25 protein-coding genes are annotated in these 26,405 nt (G+C 40.5%); 16 read left to right on the top strand and 9 right to left on the bottom strand.

Annotated elements, in window-relative coordinates; translation table 11 throughout:
* Positions 1-3: 3 nt before the first annotated feature.
* The 5 genes from LZF87_RS03900 to LZF87_RS03880 all read left to right on the top strand — a co-directional run bounded on the left by LZF87_RS03900 (position 4) and on the right by LZF87_RS03880 (position 4,819).
* Positions 4-384: a hypothetical protein gene (locus LZF87_RS03900; protein ID WP_244341927.1), complete on the top strand. Its 381-nt coding sequence runs from the start codon at positions 4-6 to the stop codon at positions 382-384.
* Positions 362-991 (top strand): NUMOD4 domain-containing protein, encoded by a 630-nt coding sequence (locus LZF87_RS03895; RefSeq protein ID WP_244341926.1) that lies wholly within the window; start codon positions 362-364, stop codon positions 989-991. Before LZF87_RS03900 ends, LZF87_RS03895 begins: the two co-directional genes overlap by 23 nt.
* Positions 978-1,805 carry an SDR family oxidoreductase gene (locus LZF87_RS03890; RefSeq protein ID WP_244341925.1) on the top strand — a complete coding sequence of 276 codons (828 nt, stop codon included), beginning with the start codon at positions 978-980 and terminating at the stop codon, positions 1,803-1,805. The genes LZF87_RS03895 and LZF87_RS03890 overlap by 14 nt, the downstream gene beginning before the upstream one ends.
* A 64-nt stretch (positions 1,806-1,869) precedes the next feature.
* The gene (locus LZF87_RS03885; RefSeq protein WP_244343719.1) at positions 1,870-2,730 is read left to right on the top strand and encodes a DMT family transporter; all 861 of its coding nucleotides are present in this window, start codon (positions 1,870-1,872) and stop codon (positions 2,728-2,730) included.
* A gap of 145 nt (positions 2,731-2,875) precedes the next feature.
* Positions 2,876-4,819: a S9 family peptidase gene (locus LZF87_RS03880; protein WP_244341924.1), complete on the top strand. Its 1,944-nt coding sequence runs from the start codon at positions 2,876-2,878 to the stop codon at positions 4,817-4,819.
* Positions 4,820-4,883: 64 nt separating this feature from the next.
* On the opposite strand, the gene LZF87_RS03875 is transcribed toward LZF87_RS03880, so the two are convergent.
* Entirely contained in the window at positions 4,884-6,941 is a 2,058-nt protein-coding gene (locus LZF87_RS03875; RefSeq protein WP_244341923.1) for a M13 family metallopeptidase, read from the bottom strand.
* A gap of 224 nt (positions 6,942-7,165) precedes the next feature.
* Here LZF87_RS03875 and LZF87_RS03870 point away from each other — a divergent pair, with 224 nt between their 5' ends.
* The 3 genes from LZF87_RS03870 to feoB all read left to right on the top strand — a co-directional run bounded on the left by LZF87_RS03870 (position 7,166) and on the right by feoB (position 10,282).
* The gene (locus tag LZF87_RS03870; RefSeq protein ID WP_244341922.1) at positions 7,166-7,843 is read left to right on the top strand and encodes an SCO family protein; all 678 of its coding nucleotides are present in this window, start codon (positions 7,166-7,168) and stop codon (positions 7,841-7,843) included.
* Positions 7,844-7,939: 96 nt separating this feature from the next.
* Positions 7,940-8,176 (top strand): FeoA family protein, encoded by a 237-nt coding sequence (locus LZF87_RS03865; protein ID WP_244341921.1) that lies wholly within the window; start codon positions 7,940-7,942, stop codon positions 8,174-8,176.
* 3 nt (positions 8,177-8,179) lie between these two features.
* Positions 8,180-10,282 (top strand): ferrous iron transport protein B, encoded by a 2,103-nt coding sequence (gene feoB / locus LZF87_RS03860; protein ID WP_244341920.1) that lies wholly within the window; start codon positions 8,180-8,182, stop codon positions 10,280-10,282.
* Between the two features lie 132 nt (positions 10,283-10,414).
* Here the strand turns inward: feoB and LZF87_RS03855 are convergent, their stop codons facing one another.
* The 3 genes from LZF87_RS03855 to LZF87_RS03845 are packed head-to-tail and all read right to left on the bottom strand — an operon-like array spanning position 10,415 to position 13,368.
* Entirely contained in the window at positions 10,415-10,810 is a 396-nt protein-coding gene (locus tag LZF87_RS03855; protein WP_244341919.1) for a hypothetical protein, read from the bottom strand.
* Positions 10,811-10,824: 14 nt separating this feature from the next.
* Complete coding sequence (locus LZF87_RS03850; RefSeq protein WP_244341918.1) at positions 10,825-12,705, bottom strand: Nramp family divalent metal transporter; 1,881 nt, start codon at positions 12,703-12,705, stop codon at positions 10,825-10,827.
* Positions 12,706-12,711: 6 nt separating this feature from the next.
* Positions 12,712-13,368 (bottom strand): metal-dependent transcriptional regulator, encoded by a 657-nt coding sequence (locus LZF87_RS03845; RefSeq protein WP_244341917.1) that lies wholly within the window; start codon positions 13,366-13,368, stop codon positions 12,712-12,714.
* 100 nt (positions 13,369-13,468) lie between these two features.
* Between LZF87_RS03845 and LZF87_RS03840 the strand changes: the two genes are divergently transcribed.
* The 6 genes from LZF87_RS03840 (at position 13,469) to LZF87_RS03815 (ending at position 19,261) form a co-directional block, all read left to right on the top strand.
* Positions 13,469-15,757 (top strand): TonB-dependent receptor, encoded by a 2,289-nt coding sequence (locus LZF87_RS03840; protein WP_244341916.1) that lies wholly within the window; start codon positions 13,469-13,471, stop codon positions 15,755-15,757.
* A complete protein-coding gene (locus LZF87_RS03835; protein WP_244341915.1) occupies positions 15,758-16,231 on the top strand; it encodes a thioredoxin family protein in 474 nt (157 codons plus the stop codon). It abuts the gene before it with no gap.
* A gap of 68 nt (positions 16,232-16,299) precedes the next feature.
* Positions 16,300-16,710 (top strand): BrxA/BrxB family bacilliredoxin, encoded by a 411-nt coding sequence (locus LZF87_RS03830; RefSeq protein ID WP_244341914.1) that lies wholly within the window; start codon positions 16,300-16,302, stop codon positions 16,708-16,710.
* Positions 16,711-16,794: 84 nt separating this feature from the next.
* Positions 16,795-17,529, top strand: coding sequence for a lysophospholipid acyltransferase family protein (locus tag LZF87_RS03825; RefSeq protein ID WP_244341913.1), 735 nt, complete (start codon positions 16,795-16,797; stop codon positions 17,527-17,529).
* Between the two features lie 4 nt (positions 17,530-17,533).
* Positions 17,534-18,532, top strand: a complete 999-nt coding sequence (locus LZF87_RS03820; protein ID WP_244341912.1) for an acyl-ACP desaturase — start codon at positions 17,534-17,536, stop codon at positions 18,530-18,532.
* A gap of 84 nt (positions 18,533-18,616) precedes the next feature.
* Entirely contained in the window at positions 18,617-19,261 is a 645-nt protein-coding gene (locus tag LZF87_RS03815) for an HD domain-containing protein (RefSeq protein ID WP_244341911.1), read from the top strand.
* Between the two features lie 92 nt (positions 19,262-19,353).
* Here the strand turns inward: LZF87_RS03815 and gdhA are convergent, their stop codons facing one another.
* The 5 genes from gdhA to hemH all read right to left on the bottom strand — a co-directional run bounded on the left by gdhA (position 19,354) and on the right by hemH (position 24,615).
* A complete protein-coding gene (gene gdhA, locus LZF87_RS03810) occupies positions 19,354-20,697 on the bottom strand; it encodes an NADP-specific glutamate dehydrogenase (protein ID WP_244341910.1) in 1,344 nt (447 codons plus the stop codon).
* A 73-nt stretch (positions 20,698-20,770) separates the two neighbouring features.
* The gene (locus tag LZF87_RS03805) at positions 20,771-21,553 is read right to left on the bottom strand and encodes an enoyl-CoA hydratase/isomerase family protein (protein ID WP_244341909.1); all 783 of its coding nucleotides are present in this window, start codon (positions 21,551-21,553) and stop codon (positions 20,771-20,773) included.
* 3 nt (positions 21,554-21,556) lie between these two features.
* A complete protein-coding gene (locus LZF87_RS03800; RefSeq protein WP_244343707.1) occupies positions 21,557-22,972 on the bottom strand; it encodes an ATP-binding protein in 1,416 nt (471 codons plus the stop codon).
* Between the two features lie 60 nt (positions 22,973-23,032).
* Positions 23,033-23,590 (bottom strand): CopD family protein, encoded by a 558-nt coding sequence (locus tag LZF87_RS03795; RefSeq protein WP_244341908.1) that lies wholly within the window; start codon positions 23,588-23,590, stop codon positions 23,033-23,035.
* 2 nt (positions 23,591-23,592) lie between these two features.
* A complete protein-coding gene (gene hemH, locus LZF87_RS03790; protein ID WP_244341907.1) occupies positions 23,593-24,615 on the bottom strand; it encodes a ferrochelatase in 1,023 nt (340 codons plus the stop codon).
* Between the two features lie 250 nt (positions 24,616-24,865).
* Here hemH and LZF87_RS03785 point away from each other — a divergent pair, with 250 nt between their 5' ends.
* Positions 24,866-25,621 (top strand): hypothetical protein, encoded by a 756-nt coding sequence (locus tag LZF87_RS03785; protein ID WP_244341906.1) that lies wholly within the window; start codon positions 24,866-24,868, stop codon positions 25,619-25,621.
* 11 nt (positions 25,622-25,632) lie between these two features.
* Positions 25,633-26,403, top strand: a complete 771-nt coding sequence (locus LZF87_RS03780; protein ID WP_244341905.1) for a hypothetical protein — start codon at positions 25,633-25,635, stop codon at positions 26,401-26,403.
* Positions 26,404-26,405: the final 2 nt, after the last annotated feature.

Raw genomic sequence — 26,405 nt, 5'->3', positions numbered from 1 at the left:
CAAATGAAGAAGTGTTTAGAATGTGGCGATTCCTTCTCTGGCAGGGAGGATAAAAAATTTTGCGGAGACGGATGCAGGAATTCCTACAACAATAAAATAAATAAGGATAATACTAATTTGATGCGTAATATTAACAATAAGTTACGAAAAAATTACCGTATTTTGTCTGAACTGAACCCCACTGAAAAATCAGAAACTACTCGATCGAAATTGATAGACAAAAATTTTGATTTTTCCTTTTTCACATCTGTGTACCAAACAAAAAACGGCTACACTTATTACTTTTTGTATGACCAAGGATACAGAGCGATAGAAAATGACGGGTTTCTTTTAGTGAAGAAAGACAATAAATGGTGTGATTATGATACGATTTTATCCCGATGAAGTATTCAAAGAAATTCCTGAAGAAGTATTCAAACATCCTGATGTAGAAAAGAAATTTGAATTCCAGTATGCGCTTTCCAATTACGGTCGTTTAATGAGTTTTACCGACAACATGAAACACGGAAAATTATTGAAAGGCACTTTAACGGATGGCTATCGCACACTGCGTTTATACTATCCGAACAAGGGCAAGAGAATACAAAAAGCCGTATTGCTATACAAACTGGTTGCCGAACTTTTCATTCCAAAAACTTCTGAAGACCAATTGTATGTGATTCATATCGATCGTAAGAAAGACAACGACCACGTTAAAAACCTGAAATGGGTCAACTACGAAGGGAAAATGGAACACTATAGGAGCAGTCCCAAAGTGATTGCCGCTAAAAAGAAATTAATCGAGCACAATATCAAAGCCAACGGATCGAAATTAACGGAAACAACTGTAATTCGATTAAAAAAAATACTGCTGGACCCCAATCGAAAAACCCGAATGAAAATCCTGGCCAAACAGTTTGGCGTGAGCGAAATGCAGCTATACAGAATCAAGTCGGGAGAAAACTGGGGACACATTAAGGTCAATATTAAACCGAAGAATGATAACCAATAAACCGAAAATAGCTATATTGGGTTGCGGATGGTTAGGTTTCCCTCTAGCCGAAAAATTAGTTTCAGAAGGATTCCGCGTAAACGGATCGACCACTTCAGAGAAAAAAATCACCTTATTAAAAGAAAACGGAATAATCCCGTTTCAGATACTTTTAACCGAAAACGAAACACAAGGCACTGTTGACGCTTTTTTGGAAGATTCTGAAATCCTGATTATCGATATACCGCCAGGTTTGCGTAACGCAACTACTGAAGGCTCAGTCAAAGTTTTTGTTTCCAAAATCGAAAAACTGCTACCCTATATTGAAAAATCGTCGGTACAGAAAGTGATTTTCATTAGTTCCACATCGGTTTATCCGGATACTAATGCGGACATAACAGAAGAAATCATCCCTGCTCCCGACACCGAAAGCGGGAAACAACTGCTTGCTGTTGAAAAAATATTGCAACAGAATCCCAATTTTAAAACGACCATAATCCGTTTCGGCGGACTCATCGGCCCAGACAGACATCCGATAAAAATGCTGGCCGGAAAAGAAAACTTAAGTAATCCGGAAGCGCTGATCAATCTGATTCATCAGGAAGACTGCATTGGCATCATCACAAAAATAATCGAAGAAGAAGTGTGGGATGAAACCTTTAACGCCGTGACGCCTTTCCATCCGACGCGGCAAGAGTATTACAGTAAAAAAGCCGAGGAAATGAATCTGTTAATTCCTACATTTGCAAACGACAAACCTTCCGTTGGAAAATACATCTCAAGTGAGAAAACAGAGAGGCTTTTAAAGTATTCATTCCGGAAAAACAACCTGTAACGTGCTCAAAATCTTTAACCTGCATCTGACCGCCAAAAACAAACTGCAATCAATCGGATTACCAATGGCCGCTTTGATTTGGGTAAGTTTCTTTTGGGGAACCACATGGTTGGCTTCAAAGGAAGGTGTTAAGCACATGCCGGCATTACAATTGGCAGCGATTCGTCAGTTTTTAGGTGCGAGCATTTACATCTGCTATTTTCTCATAAAAAAAACACCCTGGCCACAAGGAAAGCAGTGGAAAACTATCGTTATCCTAAGTATCTTAAACTTTATGCTCAGTAACGGTTTAAGTACATGGGGCGTAAAATACATTTCCAGCGGACTGGGCGCCATCATCGGAGCCATGTTTCCGTTATGGATTGTGATAATTAGCCTTTTCAGAGGAGAGCGATTATCGAGATGGGCCATCCTCGGCATGATCATCAGTTTTGGCGGCGTATGCCTGATTTTTTATGATTACCTGGCCGATTTCCTGAAACCGGATTTTCAGTTTGGGATTTTCCTGTCGGTTTTAGCTACGTTTACCTGGGCTTTCGGAAGTTTGTACACCAAAAAGAAAGCCGCAAGCTTTAACCCCTATTTCAGTTTGGGATTACAAATGTTAATCTCCAGTATTTTACTTTTCGCTTATACCGGCGCTACGGGGACATCAGTAAGTTTAACCGAAATTCCGTCCGCTTCCTGGTGGTCCATCGGTTATCTGGTCGTATTCGGTTCTGTTTTCACGTTCATCGCTTTTATTTATGCGCTACAACATTTGCCCGCCGAGATAAGCAGTGTGTATGCATACATCAACCCGATTGTAGCGGTATTACTAGGTTCTCTCATTTTTAACGAACCACTGACGATAATGATTGGCATTGGCGGAAGCGTGACCCTTTTAGGGCTGTTTCTAGTGAACCGTTCGATGCGAAGAGGGTAATGATAAAATTCTAACTTACATTTAGAATTACAGCTGCAAAAAACGAACGATTAACGGGATTTTTTTGATATTGACGATGTTTTAGTATTTCCTGTAAATTTATTCATTACATTTTTAGGACTAAAAACAAATCCATCCGTAAATCATGAAAAAAACAAGAATCAGTTTGTTTGCGTTACTCTTCGTATTTTGTGTGCAGGCACAGGAAAAAAAGAATTTGATTTTGCCCAACGAAAATTTAATTACCGAAAACATTGCTGATATTCCAAAAGAGTTAGCAGTTCAGGTAAAAAAATATTCGGAGGCAAGAAGTGCCTCTCTGGCAGAAGTCCATCCCCTCAAGAATGAGATCATTATTGCAACCCGCTTCGGATCCGTCGCTCAGTTGCATAAAGTAAGCCAACCGATGGGTGCGAGGAAACAAATCACCTTTTTTGATGAACCTGTAGGCAATGCCAGTTACGAACCGACCAAAGGCGAATACCTGATTTATTCCAAAGACAGTGGCGGGAACGAATTCGGACAGCTTTACAAATTGGATTTAAAAACATTGCAATCTACTCTGCTTACTGATGGTGGCCGCTCGCAAAACGGCAATATAACTTGGAAAAAAGACGGCTCCGGATTTTATTTTTCATCCACAAAAAGAAACGGAGGGGACAGGGACATCTACCATATGAACCCCAACGATCCGAAATCGGTCAAATTGATTCTGGAAGTAAAAGGTGGTGGCTGGAGTATTCAGGACATTTCAAGGGACGGTAAAAAATTGTTAATCCAGGAATTTATTTCCGCCAACGAATCGCATATCTGGATGTTAGATAGCCAAACTGGTAAACTGACCGAAGTGACCAACAGAGCAGACAAAAGCATCGTGCAAATCGGTGCGGATTTCTCAAAAAAAGCCGATGAGATCTGGTATCTTACGGATAAGGACAATGAATTTCAGCGATTGGCAACATTCAACCTGAATACTAAAAAAACAACATACCACACTACTGCAATTCCGTGGAATGTTGAAAGCTTTACCTTATCGGAAGACAAAACGCAAATGGTTTTTACTACAAACGAAGGAGGTACCTCCAAAATGTATCTTATGAATCCGGAATCAAAAGTCTATAAGGAAGTGAAAAATATTCCGATAGGGTTGATTGGCGGAATAAGTTTCACAAAAGACGGACAAAGCTTCTTCTTTACACAATCTACCGCCGATTCTTCATCGGATGTCTATAAACTTACCTTAAAAACCAACAAAATAGAACGTTGGACAGAAAGTGAACTGGGAGAAATGCAAAAAGAAGATATGTCCTCGCCGAAATTTATCGAATGGAAAAGTTTTGACAATTTGAAAATTTCGGGTTTCTATTATCCCGCTTCACCAAAATTTACCGGAAAAAGACCTGTTTTGATCAACATTCACGGAGGACCGGAAGGGCAATCCAAGGCTTCATTTTTAGGCTCAAACAACTATTACACGAATGAAATGGGCGTTGCTGTAATCAACCCGAATGTTCGCGGATCTTCTGGTTTTGGCAAAACATATATTGCAGCAGACAATTGGTATTTAAGAGAAAATTCGGTGAAAGATATTGGTGCGCTGTTAGACTGGATAGCGCAACAACCAGAATTGGATAAAGACCGAATCATGATTATGGGCGGGAGTTATGGCGGCTACATGACCTTGGCAACCGCTTTCCATTATGCGGATAAAATCCGTTGTTCTGTAGATATCGTTGGGATTTCCAATTTCAATACTTTCTTAAAAAACACCGAAGAATACCGCCGTGATTTGCGAAGAGTGGAATACGGCGATGAAAGAGATGAAAAGATGCGTGCGTTTTTCGATAAAATCTCCCCCCTTAACAATACGGATAAAATCAAAAAACCGATGTTTATCATTCAGGGAACAAACGATCCCCGCGTGCCGGTTACCGAAGCTACTCAAATGCGTGACAAACTAAAAGCGCAAGGAAATACGGTTTGGTATCTGGAAGCGAAAGATGAAGGGCACGGTTTCTCGAAAAAAGCCAATGTCGATTACCAGCGTTTGGCAGTAATACGCTTTATGGAAGAATATTTGATAAAGTAATATTTCAATAAAAAATCCCAAGCCTATAATAAGCTTGGGATTTTCAAATCTTTATTAAAACAGATTACCAAATTTTCACTCGGTTTTCCGGTTTTACGTATAACTTCTGACCTTCTTTGATATCGAAAGCCTGGTAGAAAGAATCAACGTTCTGCAATGGCACATACGCACGGAACATTCCCGGTGTATGCGGATCGGTTTTCACCTGATTTTTGATTGCTTCGTCTCTCATTTTTGAACGCCAGATAGTTCCCCAAGAAATGTAGAAACGTTGTTCCGGAGTATATCCGTCAATCAAGCCCGGATTTCCTTTTTTCTTCAAAGCGATTTGTAAACCGTCATAAGCAGCGTTTACACCTCCTAAATCACCAATGTTTTCACCTAAGGTAAATTTACCGTCAACGAAAGTACCAGGAAGCGGCTCTAAAGCACTGTACTGAGCAGCCAAAGCACCACCAAGACCTGTGAATTGTTTCAAATCGTCTTCAGTCCACCAGTTTACCAAATTACCTTCAGCATTGTAACGCGCTCCTGAATCATCGAAACCGTGTGAGATTTCGTGACCGATAACAGCTCCGATTCCACCATAATTTACAGCATCATCTGCTTTATAGTCGTAGAATGGCGGCTGTAAGATAGCGGCAGGGAAAACGATTTCATTGTATGATGGATTGTAATATGCATTTACCGTTTGCGGAGACATACCCCATTTGGTTTTGTCTACCGGTTTTTTCAAATCAGCGATATTTTCAGCAAAGCCCCACTTAGCAACATTTTTCATGTTCTCATAGTACGTTCCGCCTTGCTCAACTCCTTTAATTTCCAATGCAGAATAATCTTTCCATTTGTCAGGATAACCAATTTTGATATTTACCTTATGTAACTTGTCAATAGCCCCCTTACGTGTTGCTGGTGTCATCCAAGGCAGGTTGTTGATGCGGTTTTCGAAGGCAAGGAATACATTTTCGATCATTTCTTTCGCTTTCGCTTTCGCCTCAGCCGGGAATTTTTGCTCTACATACAATTTTCCTAAAGCCTCACCTACAGTTCCGTTAACCACTTGTAAAGCTCTTTCCTCACGCGGACGCTGCTTTATAGCTCCGGTCAATGCTTTGCTGTAAAACTCCCAATTTGCCGTTTCGATATCGGTTGTCAATACTCCGGTAGATTTGTTGATTAACATCCAACGCATGTAAGCTTTCCAATCCTCTACTTTGTTTGCTTTGAAAATACCTTCCAATGCCGTCATGTATTTAGGCTGGGAAACAATCAAAGAATCGATCTTCCCGATCCCTACACCAGTCATATAATTATTCCAGTTTACTGATGGTGTTAATTTCTGCAAGTCAGCTACAGACATCGGGTTGTAGGTTTTTCTACGGTCACGACGCTCCACACGGTCTAAACGCGGGCGAGCCATTTCCGTTTCTAAAGCCAAAACCTTTTCTGCCTGAATTTTGGCATCCGCAGGTTTTACTCCTAAAAACTGAAGCATTCTTGCTACGTGAGCCACATATTTTTCACGCTTTTCTTTTGAGTCTTTTTCATCCGAAACATAATAATCCCTGTCCGGTAAACCTAAGCTCCCCAATCCAAGGTACACCACATTGCGGTTACTGTTTTTAGCATCGGCACTGATTCCGATTCCATAGAAACCTAAACCTCCCTGAGGTTCCATTTCAATCATCAACTTGTTTACATCAGAGATGTTTTTCACCGCATTGATCTTAGCCAAATAAGACTTCAAAGGTGTAATGCCTAATTTGTTTCTGCTAACGGTATCCATAAAGGTTTTGTACACGTTTACCGCTTTTGCCTGATCGGATTTCGGATCAAGATTTTTGTTGGCTGCGGCAGCCTTTAAAATAGCCAAAGCATCGTTATCGGTATTCTGGCGTAGTTCATCAAAACTTCCCCAACGGGTTTTGTCTGCCGGGATTTCCGTTTTATCATACCATGTTCCGTTTACATAACGAAAGAAATCATCTCCCGGTTTTACGGATTTATCCATCAAATCCAAATCGATTCCCGGATTTTTAGGTTTCGGACCTTGCGCAGATGCATCCATGCAAAGCAGCGAAAAAACGGCAAGCGAACCTGCAACTACAATGTTTTTTTTCATAAGCTAATAATTTGTTTTTGTTTCTTGGTAACCGAAGCAATTCAATCTTTGAGATTTTAAATTATAAATTACTCACAGTCAAATAGGTATCACAACTTCTCAAATTGTTACACCGCGAGCCAAAATTATGAATTATAACATACGATACCAATATTTAACATATTGTATTAAAAGGTTTTGCACTATTTTTTGTTACAAATTGTACATTTGCAAAAAAATTACGCATGCTATCTTTTTTTAAAAAATATATTCCTTTTTTCACCATCCTCGGAATCATATCCGTTATCATCATCGGCTTATTTTATACCGCACTGAAACCGAAGAAGACTTTGCCTATCTATACACCTTCCATGGTGAATCCGGAATTGGTCGATTCTACTATTCAGCATATTGCCAATAAGAACGAACATCATATTGCCGATTTTGCTTTTACCAATCAGAACGGGGAAACCATTACGCAGAAAAATTATGAAGGCAAGATTTATGTGGCCGACTTTTTCTTTACTACCTGCCAGACCATCTGCCCGATGATGACCGATAACATGTCCTGGTTACAACAACAAATCAAAGACAATCCGAAAGTAATGCTGCTTTCGCATTCGGTTACCCCGGACATTGACAGCGTATCCGTTTTGAAAGAATATGCAATAAATAAGGGCGTTATCGACAGCAAATGGAATCTGGTTACAGGAAATAAAAAAGATATTTACTACATCGCCCGAAAATCCTACCTAGCAGTAAAAACAGGGAGACCAGAAGAATTGTACGATATGGTTCACACCGAAAATTTCGTATTGGTAGACAGTAAACAACGCGTACGTGGATTTTACGACGGCACCAAAAAAGAAGAAGTGGAACGCTTATTGGCAGACATCAATTTCCTTAGTGAAGAAGATCAATAGCCAAACATATCTTAAATTTAAGCAAAATTGACTTTTATCACCTTTTCAAACGTTATAATCCTTATTTTTGCAATCTAAATTCAATCTAAATAAAGTTTGACTCTTACCTTAGCACAGTTGCAACGCAAACAAAAAGCCGTGATTCGAGATTTTAACGTCGATGAGATTCCGTTGAAATTAATCGAAATGGGCTGTTTGCCAGGAAACGAAGTTACGCTTTTACAAGTGGCTCCGTTTGGCGATCCGTTGTACGTTACTATTAATGACAGTCATGTGGCAATTCGATTGGAAACTGCAAAAGAGATTTGTATTGAAATCATAGAGGAGCCCTGATTTATGAACCGTAATACCATAAAAGTAGCCTTAATAGGAAATCCGAATGTTGGAAAAACTTCCGTCTTCAATGAATTGACAGGACTGAACCAGCAAGTAGGAAACTATCCCGGAATTACTGTTGATAAAAAAGTAGGTTTCGCAAAACTATCCGAATACAGCAAAGCAACAATTCTTGATTTACCCGGCACCTACAGTCTGAACGCGAGTTCGATGGATGAAAGCGTGGTAATCGAGTTGCTGATGAATAAAAATGACGCCAATTTCCCGGATGTGGCGGTCGTGGTTTCCGAAGTGGAAAACTTAAAGCGAAACCTGTTGCTTTTCACGCAGATTAAAGATCTGGAAATCCCGACAATCTTGGTGATCAATATGTCCGACAGGATGACTGCGAAGGGTATTTCCTTAGACATTCCGTTTTTGGAGGAACAACTTAAAACCAAGATTGCTCTGGTAAGTTCCCGAAAAAAAACCGGGATCGATGAGTTAAAAAAACTGATTATCAACCATCACGAGCTTCCTACGGAACCGTGTTTGAACGCATCCAGCATAGATCCCGAATATTTCGACAATCTTCGCCGTGCGTTCCCAAATCAGTTACTTTATAAATTATGGCTGGTTATCACGCAGGATGTGAATTTTGCCAACCTCCACCGTAATACTATTGAAGCCAATTCGTTTGCCAAACCGCAGGCCGAATTAAAAAGGCTTCAACAAAAAGAGACTGTTAAACGCTATCAGTTTATCAATGATACGCTGAAAATTGGTTATACTGTAGATAAATCGAAAGCAACCGATATCAGAGAACGGATAGACAGAGTACTCACCCATAAAGTTTTCGGCTACGTTATTTTCTTCGCCATAATGATGCTGATTTTCCAATCGATTTTTGATTGGTCCAGTATCCCGATGGATTTTATCGACAGTAGTTTTGCCGCATTAAGTTCCTATGCAAAAACGAATCTTCCGGCTGGTGTTTTAACCGATCTGATTTCCGAAGGAATTATCCCGGGCTTGGGTGGTATCATTATTTTTATCCCGCAGATTGCCTTCCTGTTTCTGTTCATTTCGGTCTTGGAAGAAAGCGGATACATGAGCCGTGTGGTTTTCCTTATGGATAAAATCATGCGAAAATTTGGTTTGAGCGGAAAAAGCGTTGTCCCGTTAATTTCGGGAACCGCCTGTGCCATTCCGGCTATTATGGCAACACGAAACATCGAAAACTGGAAAGAGCGCCTGATTACCATTCTGGTTACGCCGTTCACCACCTGTTCGGCACGTTTACCGGTGTATGCCATCCTGATTTCTTTGATTATACCGGAGAAGCGCCTTTTTGGAATATTCAACACACAGGGTTTAACCTTGATGACCTTATATCTTTTAGGATTCGGAATGGCTATCTTTTCAGCCTATATTTTGAACAAAATCCTGAAAATAAAATCACATTCGTACTTTGTGGTGGAAATGCCAAGCTATAAAGTACCGATGTTCAAAAACGTTGCCATCAACGTAGTTGAAAAGACGAAATCATTTGTTACAGGTGCCGGAAAAATCATTTTGGCCCTTTCGGTTATCTTGTGGTTTCTGGGTTCGCATGGCCCGGGCAGAACGTTTGAAGATGCCGAAAAAACCATTGCAACACAATTGCAGAAAAATGAGGTTTCGGGAGATAAAGACGATTTGGTAGCTTCATATAAACTGGAAAACTCTTATATCGGAATCGTGGGAAAATCCATTGAACCGATTATAAAACCCTTAGGTTACGACTGGAAAATCGGTATCGCCGTGGTCAGTTCGTTTGCGGCCCGTGAGGTTTTCGTTGGAACTTTGGCTACGATTTACAGCGTGGGAAGTCATTCTGACGAGGAAACGACCATTAAAAACCGAATGATTGCTGAAGTGCATCCGATAACCGGAACGAAAATTTTCAATCTGGCCACCGGGGTTTCATTACTGTTTTTCTATGCCTTTGCCATGCAGTGTGCTTCAACCCTGGCTATCACTAAGAAAGAAACCAATTCGTGGAAATGGCCATTGGTACAACTCGTATTCATGAGTGGTTTTGCTTATACCGTCTCGCTTATTGCCTATCAAATACTCAAATAAGATGATTGATTTTCAGGAAATAATTGTTTACTTACTGCTGGGATTTTCCCTTGCGTTTCTATGGAAGAAATTCGTTGGGAAAAAGAAGAAGAACAGCAAAAATTGCGGAAGTGACAATAACTGTGGTTGTAACTAATAAACCAGTTTGATGTAATACTCTTCCGGACGTATTTTTACACCGTCTTTAGGATAAGGCAAAACCCCTATTGTTTTAAGTTCCTTCTTGCTTTCCGGGAGATGAAGAACAAACCAGGCTTTAATGGCTTCGGAAGTATTCTTGTTTAAGGTGAATTGTACCTGCTCCATCACCTTCCCATTTTCATAGGCTGCGACTTCAAACGTAACTTCTCCGGCCCAAACACATTCCACACCCTCGGGACAACGGGAATCATTATTAACTTTTACCAAAACGATTTCCTTTCCGGATTTTGCATCCAGCTTCTGGTTGATGAGATCACCCTTAATTTTGGTGGTGCCACACGCTGCCATCAAAAGTCCGACACAGTAAACTAATATTTTATTTTTCATTGCTAAACTATTTATTAATGCTGAATAATCAGCAGCGGAATATGAATACTATGACGAACGGCATTCACGGTGGTTCCGAACAACATATCTTTAAACCAGTTATGACCATGCGCACCAAGAATCAGAATATCAAAGTCGCCTTCGTTAACCATTTTCGGTATGCTTGTCTTCGGACTTCCGAAATCCAATTGTACATTTACCTTAAATCCCTTTTCTTCCAAAGCAGCTTTGTATTTTTCCAGATAACCAAGATCGCTTGTGGTCTCAAAATCCTCGATTTCATCGCCATATACCATCGCCCCGACCGATTCCACTACGTGCATAATGGTATACTGCGCTTCCTTTCCGCCAAGTTGCAAAGCACTTTCAATACTTTTCTGATCGGTTTTCGAGAAATCCAAAGCGATGGCGATTTTCGAATAAACAATAGGTTTTTCTGCTTCCTTCACCACAATCTCTTTTATATGCGGAACAAGGGTTGGTGTTGCCATGGTCTTTTCAATGAAAGGCTTGACTATAATATAGATTAAAAGCAATGCCGCAGCAACAGCCATCGGAACCACAAAAACCCAGATATAAACCGGATTCTCGGATGTTTCAATCCACCCTTTGATTTCGTCAAAAACCAAACGGGCATTAAGCGAAACGATTACCAAAGCTATTAACCAGGAAGCAATTTTAGTGTATTTTCCAATCGCGAAACCTCTCATTTTTTTATCATCACTTACAAAATGGATTAAGGGAACAATGGCAAATCCCAATTGCAGACTCAAAATTACCTGACTTAAAATTAGTAATTTTCCCGTTGCGGATTCCCCAAAATAAACAATCGCAATAAACGCCGGCACTATGGCAATCAAGCGCGTGATAATTCGTCTCACCCAAGGCTGTATTCTCAGGTTCAGATAGCCTTCCATCACAATCTGTCCCGCTAAAGTTCCCGTAATGGTCGAACTTTGCCCCGCCGCTATCAAAGCTATGGCAAATAAAGTAGGTGCCCAATGACTCCCTAAAAGCGGCTCTAAAAATTTATAGGCGTCCTGAATCTCGGCCACATCAAACATTCCGTTTTTATAAAAAGTGGACGCAGCCAATATTAAAATAGCGGCATTTACAAAAAAGGCAAGGTTTAAGGCAATCAAAGAATCAAAGAAATTATAGCGGATGGCCTGTTTGACTCCTTTGGCCGTGCGGTCAAATTTTCGGGTTTGTACCAAAGAGGAATGCAGGTATAAATTATGCGGCATTACGGTGGCACCGATAATCCCGATAGCGATATACAAGGCAGTGCTGTTGGGAATAGAAGGAATGATTCCCTTGGCGATTTCGGTAATTTCCGGTTTCGCCAAAAACATCTCCACCAAAAACGAAAACCCGATAATAGCCACCAGCACTATGATAAATGCTTCCATTTTTTTGATCCCCTTATTCAGAAGAAAAAGCAATAAAAACGTATCCAGCATGGTAATGCTGACCCCCCAAAGCAGCGGAATATCAAAAAGTAACTGCAAACCGATGGCCATACCCAGCACTTCGGCTAAATCACAGGCTGCGATGGCAATTTCGGCCAAAAAATACAATACAAAATTAACCGGTCTGGAATATGTATCACGCGAGGCCTGCGCCAAATCACGCTGGCGGACAATCCCCAATCGCGCACTCAGACTCTGAAGCAATAAGGCCATGATGTTCGACATCAGCAAAACCCAAATCAGGGTATACCCGAACTGACTTCCCCCGGCGATATCAGTGGCCCAGTTTCCGGGATCCATATACCCTACACTTACCATGTAGGCCGGCCCGAAGAAGGCCAGTATTTTTTTCCAGATTGAGGTATTGTGAACAACCGATACCGACTCGTGTACTTCTTCTAATGATTTTGTTTTTGTTGCCATATTATTTTATGAAACTCTTTTTACAAAGAGATTACTTGCTATTTTATTCGAAATAATCATATGTTTCTTCTCCACTTCAATGGTTAGTGACATATCAAAACTTTCCTTTGCAATTATTTTGATTTTAGAACCTAAGGCAATCTGCTGTTTGTCTAAATATTGTAAAAAACTGGAAGACGAATCTTTAACGCCCACGCAAATTCCGGTATGACCCACTTCAAACTCCGATAACAGCTGTTTTTCCACTTTAACGATATTTCCGTTGCGATCAGGAATCGGGTCGCCATGAGGATCTTCTGTCGGAAAACCTAAAAAGGCGTCCAGTTTGTTTATCAGTTTTTCCGACTTTATATGTTCCAGTTCTTCGGCTACATCATGCACTTCATCCCAAGCAAAATCCAACTTTTCCACCAGAAAGACTTCCCACAAACGGTGCTTTCTCACAATCATTTTGGCCGCCAGCAATCCTTTATCGGTTAACATGACACCCTGATATTTCTGATAAATTACCAATTCCTTCTCTGCTAATTTTTTAATCATATCAGTCACAGACGAAGCTTTACTTTCTACCATGCCTGCAATAGCATTGGTACTCACGCCCTGTTTTTGGGTTAACGAAAGATGATATATCGCTTTCAGGTAATTTTCTTCAGAGTAGGTCATTATATTTTTTTTACGTTTCCAAAAATACAAATTTTTTTAATTCAAAATATATTTTTAGTTTTGCCTAAATTTTAATTTACACATCGGCTAAAATATAATTGTGAAAAAACTAATTTACCTAAGCTTCCTTTTACTCACTATCGTAACCTTCGGACAAACAACTCTTAAAGGAAAAGTTATGTCCTTAGGACTTCCGATTGAACTGGCCAACGTCTCATTAAACAAAACCAATATGAGAGCAACCACCGACAGCTTAGGAAACTACTACATAAACAAAATACCGAAAGGCAACTATGAAATCGTGGTATCGCATTCAGGATTCCGATCGGTTAGAAAAAAAGTAACGCTCTCAGATACGACAGAAATCATCATGGATTTTGACCTGAAAGAAACTAATTCGCTTGACGAAGTCGTGGTAACCGGGACCCTAAAAGCCGTTAATCGCTTGGAAAGTCCGGTGCCGGTAGAAGTTTACAAGCCCACTTTCTTCAAAAAAAATCCAACAGCTTCCATTTTTGAAGCCCTGCAAAATGTAAACGGCGTACGACCGCAATTGAATTGTAACGTTTGTAACACCGGAGATATTCACATCAACGGATTGGAAGGACCTTATACTTTAGTACTTATCGACGGAATGCCTATCGTAAGCGGATTATCAACGGTATATGGACTTTCAGGAATTCCGAATTCGCTTTTGGAGCGTGTTGAAATTGTAAAAGGGCCTGCCTCATCGCTCTACGGAAGTGAAGCAGTGGGCGGACTGATCAATATCATCACAAAAAATCCAAAAAATGCACCGCTTGTTTTTGCCGATGCTTTTGCGACAAAATGGGGAGAAGTCAATGCCGATGTAGGATTCAAAGCGAATATCAAGAACAATGCTTCGATTTTAACCGGGATAAATTACTTCAACTACAGTAATCCCATTGACAATAATCACGATAATTTTACCGATGTTACCTTGCAGGATCGCATTTCTGTTTTTCAAAAATGGAATTTCAAACGCAACAACAACAAACTCTTCTCGATGGCGGGACGTTACTTCTATGAAGATCGTTGGGGCGGTGAAATGCAGTGGGAAAAGAAATATCGCGGCGGGAACGAAGTTTATGGCGAAAGCATATACACCAAACGATGGGAGTTATTAGGTGCTTACGAACTTCCGGTTTCCGAAAAAATGCTGTTCACCTATTCATACACGGACCACGATCAGAATTCAGTCTATGGTAATGTTCCTTTCTTGGCGCAACAGAAAATCGGATTCGGTCAGCTTACCTGGGACAAAAAAATCAACCGTCATGATTTACTTTTCGGAACGGCAATCCGTTATCAGTTCTATAACGACAATACCCCGGCGACTGCTGCTGCAGATAAAAACTGGATTCCCAGTCTTTTTGTTCAGGACGAAATCCGTTTGGCAGCAAAACACACTGCGATGCTAGGTATTCGTTACGATTACAACGACAATCACGGAAACATTTTCACACCCCGTCTGGCCTACAAATGGGCTCCTGATGACAGTTCCATCCTGCGATTTAATGCCGGTACCGGATTCCGAATCGTAAACCTGTTTACCGAAGAACACGCCGCACTAACAGGAGACCGTGAAGTTATCGTCGAGGAAGAATTAAAACCAGAGCAATCGTACAACATGAATATTAACTATTTAAAGAAGTTTTATTCCAAAGACGGAGATTATATCGCCTTAGAAACTTCTGCCTGGTACACGCATTTCACTAATTCTATCAAACCTGATTACGATACGAATCCGAACCAGATCATTTATAAAAACCTTGACGGCTATGCCGTTACCAAAGGAATCAGTTTAAATGCCGATGCCGTTTTCCAAAACGGACTCAAAATCATTTTAGGCGCCACTTTCATGGATGTAACCAAAACAGAACACGGGGTAACAACCGATCAGATACTCACGGAGAAATTCTCAGGAACATGGGCTGTTTCCTATCGTTTGAGAAAATTATACCTCGACGTTGATTACACCGGTAACCTTTACGGACCGATGCGCTTGCCTTTGGCTGGCCATTTGGATCCGAGACAAGAATACTCGCCAACATGGAGCATCCAAAATATCCAGTTCACTTTCAATAAGTTAAAAAACTTTGAATTGTACGGCGGAATCAAAAATTTACTAAATTGGACCCCGAACAAAGGCAATCCGTTTATCATTGCAAGGGCTAATGATCCTTTTGATCAGAATGTAGAAATTTCCGATGGAACGGCTGTTGGTTTAGACGGACAAACTGTTCCCAAAGGCCAAGTCGTTTCTACAGCAGACAACCCATATGCATTAACCTTTGATACCGGTTATGTGTACGGACCAAATCAGGGAATCAGAGGGTTTTTCGGATTGCGCTATACGTTAAAATAAATGAAACAACTCAATCTCGTACTTTTCTTTTTCTTTTGGGCAACGCTGAACAGTTTTGCCCAATTGAAAACCCATTCATTTGAAGAAGCGGAAAAATTAGAACAGCAGCAACCCAAACCTATTTTCGTGTTTGTTCACACCTCGTGGTGCAAGTACTGCAAGATGATGGAAAACTCCACATTTAAAAACCCGGAGGTCGTTCAGTTGCTCAATGATAATTTCTATTTTGTTTCCCTGGACGCTGAAAGCAAGGAACCCATTATAATCAAAAACCGGACATTCACCTATAAACCGAAAGGCAAAAACACAGGCATACACGAATTGGCCGAAGAACTAGCCACAGTTGATGGCAATATAAGTTACCCTACGTTTTCAATCCTGGACAAAAACAACGCGATTCTGTTACAGATCAGCGAATTTACCGATGCCAAAACCATGATTGTTTTACTGAAAGAAGCTGCTGATTTTCATTAACAACATTCTAACAAAAATTACAATTTTACTTTGTAACTTTGCGCCACATTAACTTAGAAATTTAAATTATGTATCCAGAAGAAATGGTAAGACCGATGCGTGCTGAATTGACAGAAGCCGGTTTTCAGGATTTATATACCGCTGAAGAAGTAGAAAACGCTTTAGCAAAAGAAGGAACCACATTGGTAGTAGTAAACTCGGTTTGCGGTTGTGCGGCAAGAAATGCGCGTCCGGGAGCAAAAATGAGTTTGGAGAACAGTAAAAAACCGGACAACTTGATTACGGTTTTTGCAGGTGTAGACAAAGATGCGGTTGATGCAGCCCGTCAGCACATGTTCCCGTTCCCTCCTTCATCACCAAGCATGGCTTTATTCAAAAACGGAGAGTTAGTTCACATGTTGGAACGCCACCATATTGAAGGCCGTCCTGCGGAATTAATCGCGGAAAACCTTAAAGACGCATTCAACGAGTACTGTTAATACGTAAAAAAATCACAATTGAAGCCACGTTTTAACGTGGTTTTTTTATTTAATGCCTTATCTTTGTAGCAAATACCACGATAAATGCAAAAATTGATTTCGTATCCAATATCTGTTGTTTTCTATTTGGCTTTTGCGTTATGCCTAGTGATATTTCATCCGATACAATGGATATGTTTAAATTTATTTGGTTATCAGGCACACAAGAAAAGTGTCGATTATCTGAACTTTTTACTTGTAAAGTGTACCAATATTTTGGGAACCACTTATCATGTTGAAAATAGGGATCTGATCCCGAAAGACGCTCCGGTTATCTTTGTAGCCAACCATCAGAGTTTGTATGATATTATCGGGATGATCTGGTATTTACGCCGTTCGCATCCGAAATTTGTCAGCAAAAAAGAACTGGGCAAAGGAATACCGAGCGTATCGTACAACCTGCGTCACGGAGGTTCTGTTTTAATCGACAGAAAGGACGCAAAACAAGCCTTACCTGTAATTAAAGGTTTGGGCGAATATATTGAAAAACACAACCGTTCTGCCGTGATTTTTCCGGAAGGAACACGAAGCAGAAATGGGGTTCCGAAACGTTTTTCGGAAAATGGAGTAAAAATTTTGAGTCGCTATGCGCCATCAGCGTATATCGTACCTATATCAATAAACAATTCCTGGAAAATGGTTCGTTACGGACAATTTCCGATGGGATTGGGCAACCGATTACAATTCACCATTCATGAACCTATGGCTGTTAAAGACTATCCTTTTGCAGAACTAATGGAGAAAACAGAAAATGCAGTGGTTCAAGGAATAAAAAATTAAAGTTATGTCAGTACAAAATGTGCGTCTGGAAGTGATGCAATTTCTGGAAAAGGATATAGACACTTTCGTAGAAAACTATCTTATCCCGGTTGAACAAATTTGGCAGCCGACCGATTTATTGCCGAATTCAGAAAAAGATACCTTCCTAGACGAAGTTACCGAATTACGTGAGTTAGCCAAAGATTTACCCTATGATTTCTGGGTGGTTCTTGTAGGCGACACCATCACGGAAGAAGCCCTGCCTACCTATGAATCCTGGTTAATGGATGTTGAAGGTGTAAATCAGAAAACGCCACACGGAGATAACGGCTGGGCAAAATGGTTACGTCACTGGACCGGTGAAGAAAACCGCCATGGTGACTTACTGAACAAATACCTGTATTTATCAGGCCGTGTAAATATGCGTGAAGTGGAAATGACCACGCAGCATTTGATTAATGACGGTTTCGATCCGGGAACCGACCGTGATCCATATAAAAACTTTGTGTTTACCAGTTTTCAGGAATTGGCAACCTACATTTCCCACAACCGTGTAGCACAATTGGCTAAAAAATACGGTGATAAAAAACTGTCTAAAATCTGTAAGATTATTGCCGGAGACGAAATGCGCCACCATTTAGCATACAGCGAGTTCGTGGACCGTATCTTCAAAGTTGATCCGAGTCAGATGATGCTGTCCTTCGAATACATGATGAGACAAAAAATCACTATGCCGGCCAACTTGATCCGCGAATCAGGGGAAAGCATCGGAACGGCGTTTGAGAAATTCTCAGAATCCGCACAACGTATCGGGGTTTATACTGCAATGGATTATATTGAAATTCTTGAAAAATTAAACGAAAAATGGCAAATCGACAAAATCACAAACCTAACGGATGAAGCCGAAAAAGCACGTGATTACCTGTTGAAATTACCAGCAAGAATGACCCGAATTGCAGAACGTATGGTAGTTCCTACCGAAGAGAAAATCTTCAAATGGGTACAACCGGCTTTGGTTAAATAATCTCTTTAAGAGTATATAATAAAAAAATAGAACAAAGACAAAAATCCTTTCCCAACCGAAAGGATTTTTTTAATCCTCAAAGCAATGACACTGATAGACACTACCATCCAATTCGCAAAACAGCAACTCGAAAATACCGAAGGAGGCCACGACTGGTTTCACACCCAACGTGTTTACAAAAATGCGCTTCTGATAGCCCAAGAGGAAGATTGTGATTTGACCGTTGTAAAATTAGGAGCCTTGCTTCATGACATTGCCGACAGTAAATTTCACGGCGGTGATGAAAGTGTCGGACCCAAAACTGCCCGCGCATTTTTGGAAAGTCAAAATGCGGAAGAAGCCGTTATCCAGCACGTGATTCACATTATTGAGAACATTTCGTTTAAAGGAGGCAATTTTGAAAAGGAGTTCCATTCCAAAGAATTGGATATCGTTCAGGATGCCGACCGATTAGATGCTTTGGGCGCGATTGGCATTGCACGTACTTTTAACTATGGCGGATTCAAGAACCGACCTCTATACAACCCAAACATCCAGCCTAAACTTGGAATGAGTAAGGAGGAATACAAGAACAGCGAAGCGCCAACACTTAACCATTTTTACGAAAAACTGCTGTTGTTAAAAGACAAAATGAACACTGAAACCGGAAAGAAACTCGCGGAGAAGCGCCATGCGTATATGGTAGGTTTTCTGGCTGAGTTTTATGCGGAGTGGGAAGGGGAAAGATAGCAAACAGAGTACAGTCGCAGTGGACAGATAACAAAAACGGTCATCAATTGCAACTGATGACCGTTTTTGTTATCAATATAATTGTAACCTAACTACACCACTCCCTGCGCTAACATTGCATCAGCCACTTTTACGAAGCCGGCAATATTGGCACCTTTCACGTAGTCAATGTAACCATCTGAATTGGTTCCGTACAGTACACAAGCCTCATGAATGTCGTCCATAATCGCTTTCAATCTTTCGTCTACTTCTTCCCTTGTCCAAGTCAAACGCAACGAATTTTGCGACATTTCCAATCCGGATGTTGCCACACCTCCTGCATTAGAAGCTTTTCCCGGGGCAAACAATATTTTTGCATTGTGGAACGCAGAAACCGCTTCCGGTGTACACGGCATGTTTGCACCTTCCGCCACACAGAAACATCCGTTTGCAATTAATGTTTTTGCTTCATGCCCATTAAGTTCGTTTTGCGTAGCACACGGCATGGCAATATCACATTTCACTTCCCAAGGACGTTTTCCTTCCACGAATTTCGCGCTCGGATATTTAACGACATACTCATTGATGCGTCCGTAACGCTCGTTTTTGATCTCCATGATGTATGCTAATTTCTCAGCATCGATACCATCCGCATCATAGATATATCCAGAAGAATCCGAAGCTGTAACTACTTTTCCTCCTAATTGTGTTGCTTTCTCAATAGCGTACTGTGCCACGTTTCCGGAACCTGAAACCACAACAGTCTTCCCTGCGAAACTTTCACCTCGGGTTGCCAGCATGCTTTGCGCGAAGTACACATCACCGTAACCAGTTGCTTCGGGACGGATTAACGATCCTCCGAAAGTTATTCCCTTACCGGTCAATACTCCCGTGAATTCGTTGCGTAGTTTTTTGTACTGACCATACATGTAACCGACTTCTCTCCCTCCAACACCAATATCTCCTGCTGGCACATCCGTATCCGCACCTATATGACGCGCTAACTCAGTCATAAACGCTTGGCAAAAACGCATGATTTCAATATCAGATTTTCCTTTCGGATCGAAATCAGAGCCTCCTTTTCCACCACCCATCGGCAAAGTAGTCAAACTGTTTTTGAACACCTGCTCGAATGCAAGGAATTTCAAAATACTCAAATTCACTGAAGGATGAAAACGCAATCCTCCTTTATAAGGCCCGATAGCCGAGTTCATCTGAATACGGTATCCTTTGTTAACGTGAATTTGTCCGGTATCGTCAATCCATGCGATTCGGAACATTAAAACCCTTTCCGGTTCAACCATGCGCTCCAAAAGCATCTTGTCCTGGTATTTCTTGTTCTCTTCGATGAACGGGATTACCGTTTCAGCTACTTCCCTTACTGCTTGCAAAAACTCCGGCTCATTGGGGTTTCTTTGGGCTACTACCTCAAGAAAATCATTTACTTTCTGTGACATAATCGAAGATTGGTTTAATGTGATGTGTAATAAAAATACAAAAAAAGCGAACCAAAATAGGTTCGCTTTAAAATTATTTCCCAGGAAATTCTGCTTTTCTTTTTTCCAGAAAGGCTGTTGTCCCTTCCTTGAAATCTTCGGTTCCGAAACATTCACCGAAAGCTCTGATTTCCGATTGATATCCGTTTACGCCGTCTTCATAGTTGGCATTTACAACTTCAATCGCTTTAGCAATCGCTACACTTGAATTTTTAGCAATTTTCGCAGCAATCCCTTTTGCAAAATCAAGCAACTCGGCCTGCGTAACCACATGGTTTACCAATCCGTACTTCAATGCAGTATCAGCGTCAATCATACCTGCCGTCATAATCATTTCCATAGCACGGCCTTTACCCACCAATTGTGGTAAACGCTGTGTGCCTCCGTATCCCGGAATTACTCCTAAAGTCACTTCCGGCAATCCCATTTTGGCATTATCCGAAGCTACTCTGAAGTGTGCTGCCATTGCCAATTCCAATCCGCCTCCCAAAGCAAATCCGTTTACGGCTGCGATTACTGGTGTTGATAAATTCTGAACGAAATCAAACAATAATTCCTGACCTTTTGCTGCTAATTGTGAACCTTCCTCCACCGAAAAACTGGCAAACTCAGAAATATCAGCTCCGGCTACAAATGCTTTTTCCCCGCTTCCGGTTACGATAATTACTTTGGTTGAAACCTCTGCATTTTCTGCTTTAAAGGCAGCATGCAATTCTTCGATAGTCGCTTTATTTAACGCATTTAACTTTGTCGGTCGGTTGATTGTGATAACCGCAATACCGTTTTCTCTCTCGATTAAAATGTTTTCGTAGTTCATTCTTTAAGTATTTATAATGGGAAGTGTCACCGTAAATTCGGTTCCAATGCCTAATTCGCTTTCTAATGTTATAGTTCCGTGATAACTCTCCACGATATTTTTTATGATTCCTAAGCCCAATCCCATTCCGCTGGTTTTGGTTGTGAATTTAGGTTCGAAAATACGATTTTTATTTTCACTGCTGATACCTTTCCCGTTGTCTTTTACTACAATTTTTGCTGTATCATTATCACGGAAGACCTTAACCAAAACAAACGGATTGGTCTCTTCTTCCGAAATGGCCTCTATTGCGTTTTTAACCAGATTCGTGATGATCCGGATTACCTGCGTACGGTCAACTTTCGTTATGATTTCCTCTTCCTCTGCCGAGAAATGGATAAAATGTTCGTTGAAAATATCCAATGCTAACTGAACAACATACACAATATTCAGCGTCTCATTCTGCTGTGCCGGAAGCGAAGCAAAATTGGAAAATGCCGATGCCACCGAACTCATCGTGTCGATCTGCTGAATCAGCGTCTTGGAATAATCGTCCATTTTCTGCCGGACATTCGGATCGGTAGGATCGAATTTTCGCTGAAAACTCTGCACCGTTAAACGCATCGGTGTCAGCGGATTTTTAATCTCATGCGCCACTTGTTTTGCCATTTCGCGCCAGGCCTCTTCCCTTTCACTTTGCGCCAATAAAACCGCACTTTCTTCCAGCTTATCCACCATGCCGTTATAGGCATCAACCAATGATTTAATTTCATGACTGGTAGACAGCAACTGGATTTTCTCGTTCTTCTTATTCAGCTGTGTTTCACTGATTTTATCACTTATGGTTTGCAGAGATTTGGTAATGTAACTCGAAAGAAAATAAGCAATTACGAAAGAAATCAGCAACATGAACAAATACACTTGTCCGAAGCGCATAAGGAAATTACGGAGTTCGTTTTGATAAAAACTGGTTTCCTCCACATACGGAAGGTTTAAAATTCCCAAAGGCTTGAATTTGGTATCTTTTAAATAACTATAAGCAGAACGATATTTTTGTCCGTTGATCATCTGCAAATCCACGAAGCGCTTGCTGGTGGACGATTGCATTATTTTAAGAACAATGGGCTGAATAGGTTTGGCTACTTTATCGACGGAAAAAGCCCCTTTGGAAGAAATAAGCAATTTTCCGTTTAAATCGTATATATTGATTTCAAGACTATGAATGTTTGCCAATTCATAGATTTTTTCCTTAAAAATTAGTGAAAGATTTTCCGTGGTAAGCGGATAGGTTGTAGTGGAGAGAATGTAATTGATATGCTCGGTAATCGCATCTTCCTTTCGTTCCAAACGATCTTGATGATAATCGCGGGCTTCTTTCTTAAACTGATAAATTGAAACCGCAGCAATCAAAACCGAGGCAATCAACGTTAGCAATACCATCGAAAGAAAAATTCGTAATCGAAGGGACAACTGCGTTATTTTAATCGGTTTCGCCATAGTCTAAGACTGATTTTTTTCTCTCACTTTCTTATAAAATTTATAGCCGAGCATCAGTATAACCGAAAAAAGAAAAATCCCGATTACGCCATACACCCAATTGAAAGCATCTTTTACTATCACCAGAAAAACCACTGCAAAAAGAATCAGAGTAGCACCTTCATTCCACAATCGGAAGAAGCCGGAAGTGTGTTTCACTTCGTTCCGCTGCAATTGCAGGAAAATCTGATGGCATTTCAGGTGATATAAATACAATAAGAAAACGAATACTAATTTCACGTGCATCCATGACGTCTGCAGCCAAGTATCTCCCGGAGTAGTTCCGAACAACATCAAAAAGGCAAAAATACTCGCCAGAATTGACGATGGCCAAGTGATGATATACCATAAACGATACGACATTAACTGGTATTGTTTTATCAGGATATCCTGTTCCGGTTGTGGTTTTGCTTTAGCCTCAGCATGATAAACAAACAACCTTACAATGTAAAAAAGCCCAGCAAACCAAGTGATTACAAAAATGAGATGCAGGGATTTTATGTAGTCATAATACGCATCCATGATTAATTTTTAGCCCAGTCATTAATCCAGTCGGCCACCACCTGACACCATTGTTCGTCATTGTTTAAGCACGGAATCGTTAAGAAAGACTCTCCTCCATTTTCGATAAATTCTTCATTGGCGCGCATTGCAATTTCTTCGAGCGTTTCCAGACAGTCGGTCACGAAAGCCGGAGTTACAACAGCTACTTTTTTAATGCCCTGCTTCGGATAATCGTTTAAAACCACATCGGTATATGGTTCCAGCCATTTATCGCCAGCCAAACGGGATTGGAACGTCACATAATATTTGTCTTTCGGAATCTGAAGTTGTTCCACCACCAAACGGGTCGTTTCATAACAATGTGTACGGTAACAAAATTCCGCTTCCGGTGTTCCTACCTCACAACACATTTCATCCGTCACAAATTTTTTATGTTTTTTAGTAGGATCGGTTTTACGGACATGTCTCTCGGGAATTCCATGGTAGGAAAATACAAGTTTATCGTAATCGAAATCTCCTAAATATTTTTTTATGGAATCGGAAAGTGCCTTAATGTAATCGGGTTTATTGTAAAAAGCCGGTACATCGGTAATTTTCATATCCGGGAACTTCTCTTTACGGATTTCTTCAGCCAAAACCAAAATGGTTAAGGTCGAAGCCATGGCATACTGCGGGTATAATGGCAAAAGCAACACATCCCTCACACCTTGATCATACAATTCCTGTAATCCGGCTTCCATAGACGGTTTTCCATAGCGCATAGCCAAAGAAACGGGTAATTCGCTTTTTTCTATTACTTTTTCATGCATCCTTTTGGAAAGGACAATCAAAGGGGAGCCTTCTTTCCACCATATTTTCCGATAGGCTTCAGCTGCACTCTCAGGGCGGTTCCTCAAAATGATTCCGCGAACCAAAAAAGCACGTAATAAATAAGGTACATCTATTACGTATTTATCCATTAAAAACTCATCTAAATACGGCTTGACATCTTTTGGCTCCGGACTTTCAGGCGAACCAAGATTTACCAACAATACTCCCTTCATTATAATTTTTTTTCAAAGGTAGCATTTATTACAAATTTAATTAAAGCCTATTTCAATTTTATTAAAAACCCCAAATCTTAAAAAACAATGCCGTTTGTCGATTTTATGAACAGTTTATCTATTTTTTGTTAAATAATTGTTATACTAGCCATATAATTGCCGCTAAATCGAAAAATAAGTCCTAATACAACAAATACGCATGAAATTATTTAAAATTTAAACAATAATCAATTATTAAACCTTGTATGATATGACAAAACTTTACTCGCTACTTTCTCTTTTACTCTTTTGCCTTTGGTGCAATGAATCCTTTTCTCAACTGGCCGGTGTCGGAATAAAAACGACCAACCCACAGCAAAAACTCCATTTAGCCTCACAGACCGGAACAATAAGAGTTGACGGACTAAACACCCCGAACAATCCCTACAACGGTGGTGGTTCCGATAAAACCTATCCCGTTTACGTGAATGAAAACGGAGACCTAACCCTTAGCGTTTCTACTTTTCAAAACAGTGACGGCTCGGATGCTATAACATCATCAACCCCACTTTCAAACACCTCACTGATCATGACGGCAGGAAGCACTCCCACAGGGTCTCGTGATGCAGTAATCCTACCCTATACAATAACTGTAAACAGAAATGCAGTTCTAGAGGTAAAATACAACATCAGTTTTCAGGTATTAAAAGATGCAACAACAAAAATAAAAGATACCAAACCAAGACTAATATCAACCTTCTACACACTTGACACGTCTGTTTTAGCAGCAACAACTCCCAGATACGGCCAATCATCCAAATGCTATTACAACAACAATGACTTAAGCGCCACTCCGTCGAATTCAGCAGATATGGCGATGTACAATTGCAGCACTACTTATATCACACTCACACCAGGCACACACACATTACGATTTTATGGCGAATTAAAAACCGGATCAACTTCAATGGCCACTCTTGTCAATTTTGCAATAGGAAACGACTCGGTATTCATGAGACTATACTAAACTTCATCATTATGAAAAAAATAAAATACCTATTGCTGTTCGTCTCAGCCTCATTTTATGCGCAAGTCGGTATAGGAACTGCCAATCCTCAAAAAGACCTGCACATTGCCGGAACGACTTCGACTATACGAATCGAAAAACTAAATTCGGCAAACAACCCTGTTCTTAATAACGGCGTGAAATTAGCACCGCTTTATGTAGACAAAGACGGAGAACTAACTCTTTACCCTTCGAACTACCTTTCAAGCGCAGGTACACCAGGCGGCATCGTCCCTTTGAACTTTCTAATCAATGTTGGGAATTTTATTCCCGACGGACCAAACTACAATGGCGTCGTACTTAATAATGACCTGACTACCACTACCGCCTTTACGGAGTTAATCTCTGTACCTTTTAATTCTCCTCAAAATGCATTAATCGAAGTAAAATATGGCATCACCGTCGTAGTTTCAGATGTCGATATGATTGCAACACCAGCTGGTTCACCACTTGACGACAAATCCACAAGAACCTTTGAAGTATATTATTGTATCGATTTAAATAATGACGGATTAAATGCTATTGAACTTTCCAAACAATACGGCAATAAAGGACAGGCCATAGCTTCATTAACCCAGGGAATTATGGGCTACCCCTATATGAATGCGCACGGATATGCAAATATACCTGCCGGCAATCATTCATTGAGATTTTTTGCAAAAACATCGGACGGAACTAACAAATATACGAGTGTTGGTTTTGGAGGCGACTTAGATTATTTAAAAATCAGATTATACAATTAACT

Source organism: Flavobacterium enshiense (genome assembly GCF_022836875.1).
In the GTDB taxonomy this organism is placed as follows: domain Bacteria; phylum Bacteroidota; class Bacteroidia; order Flavobacteriales; family Flavobacteriaceae; genus Flavobacterium; species Flavobacterium enshiense_A.
The sequence above is the reverse complement of the archived record's forward strand: the minus strand, read 5'-3'. Positions and strand labels throughout refer to the sequence as shown.